Annotated in this window: 2 protein-coding genes; both read right to left on the reverse strand. The window is 69.2% G+C overall.

Features of this window, described 5'->3' with window-relative positions:
- Window positions 1-23: 23 nt before the first annotated feature.
- On the reverse strand, window positions 24-632 hold the full coding sequence (gene cobO, locus LH128_RS30605) for a cob(I)yrinic acid a,c-diamide adenosyltransferase (protein ID WP_036524829.1): 609 nt from the start codon (window positions 630-632) through the stop codon (window positions 24-26).
- A gap of 2 nt (window positions 633-634) precedes the next feature.
- Window positions 635-2003 (reverse strand): cobaltochelatase subunit CobN (locus LH128_RS30610; protein ID WP_008833567.1); only part of this gene is annotated, 1369 nt, incomplete at its 5' end.

Consider the following 2003-nt stretch of genomic DNA (forward strand, 5'->3'; position numbering starts at 1 on the left):
TCCGGGACGACGAGAGGCGTGCATCAGAACTCGATCCCCGTCTGCGCCTTCACGCCCTGCTCGCGGAAGGGGTGCTTCACCAGCGTCATTTCCGTCACGAGATCGGCCGTGTCGATCAGCCCCTGCGGCGCATTGCGTCCGGTCACGACGACGTGCTTCATCTCCGCACGCGCGGTCAGCACCTCAAGCACTTCCTCAAGCGGCAGGTAGTCATAGCGCAGCACGATGTTCAGCTCGTCCGCCAGCACCATGTCGTAGGCCGGATCGGCGACCATGCGCTTCACCTCGTCCCACGCCTCGCGGGCGAGGGCGATGTCGCGGGCGCGGTCCTGGGTGTTCCAGGTGAAGCCTTCGCCCATCGCCTTGAACTCGACGTTGTCCGGGAAGGCATCGAAGACGGCCTTCTCGCCGGTGGTCATCGCGCCCTTCACGAACTGGACGACGCCCACCTTCCTGCCATGCCCGATCATGCGCACCACCATGCCGAGCGCGGCCGTGGTCTTGCCCTTGCCCTTGCCGGTGTTGACGATCAGCAGGCCCTTTTCCACGGTCTTGCCCGCCATGATGCGGTCATGCGCGGCCTGCTTCTTCTTCATCTTCTCGGCGTGCTGTTCGTCGGTGCGTTCGGCCATCATCATGCTCCTGAGACTTGGGCGAGCAGCAGGCCCGCGCTGTTCGATCGGGGTTTCCAGAGGCCGCGCTCCAGCGCCTCGGCCAGCCGCGCGGCGGTTTCGCGAAGCGCGGCGGGGTTGGCCTGCGCCATGAAGTCACGCACCGCCTCATCCTCGATGAAGGCGGCGTGGACGGCGTCGAAGTGGTGGTCCTTCACCGCGCTGGTCGTCGCGGCGAAGGCGAAGAGGTAGTCCACCGAGGCGGCGATCTCGAACGCGCCCTTGTAGCCGTGGCGCATGACGCCCGCGATCCATTTGGGATTGGTCACGCGGCCCCTTACGATGCGGCCGATTTCGTCCGCCAGCGTGCGGATGACCGGGCGTTCGGGGCGCGAGTGATCGTTGTGGTAGCTGACCGGCGCGCGGCCCTTCAGGTGCTCGACCGCAGCGGCGATGCCGCCCTCGAACTGGTAGTAATCGTCGCTGTCGAGCAGGTCGTGCTCGCGGTTGTCCTGGTTCTGGACCACCGCGTCGGCCTGCGTCAGCCGGGCTGCGTAGAGATCGCGCTCGGCATCGCCCTCGACACCCGCGCCATAGGCGTAGCTGCCCCAGTCGAGGTAGACGTTCGCGAGGTCGGCGCGGTCATGCCACAGCTTCTCGTCGATCATCGCCTGCAGACCGGCGCCGTAGGCCCCCGGTTTCGAGCCGAACACGCGGGCTCCGGCGCGGCGGGCGGCGACGGTTTCGTCCTGCCCTTCAGCGGCGAGCATCGCGGTTTCGGCGCGGTGGCGGGCGGCGGCGGGGTTGTCTTCGGCGCTTTCCTCCAGCGCCATGACGGCGCGGGCGGCGCTGTCGATGAGGTCCATCTGCTCGGGAAAGGCGTCGCGAAAGAAGCCCGAGACGCGCAAGGTCACGTCCACGCGCGGGCGGCCCAGTTCGGCGAGCGTCATCATCTCGAACCCGGTGACGCGGCCCGAGGTCCACTCCCAGCGCGGGCGCACGCCCATCAGCGCGAGGGCCTGCGCGATGTCGTCGCCGCCGGTGCGCATGTTGGCGGTGCCCCATGCGGAGAGCGCGATGGCCCTTGGGTATTCGCCCTCGCGCTGGAGGTAGTCCTCCACCAGCAACTCTGCGGAGCGCTGGCCGAGATCCCAGGCGACGGCGGTGGGCACCGCGCGGGTATCGACCGAGTAGAAGTTGCGCCCGGTGGGCAGCACGTCCGGGCGGCCGCGCGTGGGGGCGCCAGAGGGTCCGGGCAGGACGAAGCGGCCGTCGAGCCCTGCGAGCAGGGCGGCGCTTTCAGCGGGGCCGCAGGCGTCCACGCGCGGGGCGAGGTCGGCGGCGATGGCGTGGAGGACGGCGGCGGTGCGCGGCAGGTCGTCGTCCCGGACT

The sequence above is a fragment of the Sphingomonas sp. LH128 genome (assembly GCF_000293195.2).
GTDB classification, from domain to species: Bacteria; Pseudomonadota; Alphaproteobacteria; order Sphingomonadales; family Sphingomonadaceae; genus Novosphingobium; species Novosphingobium resinovorum_A.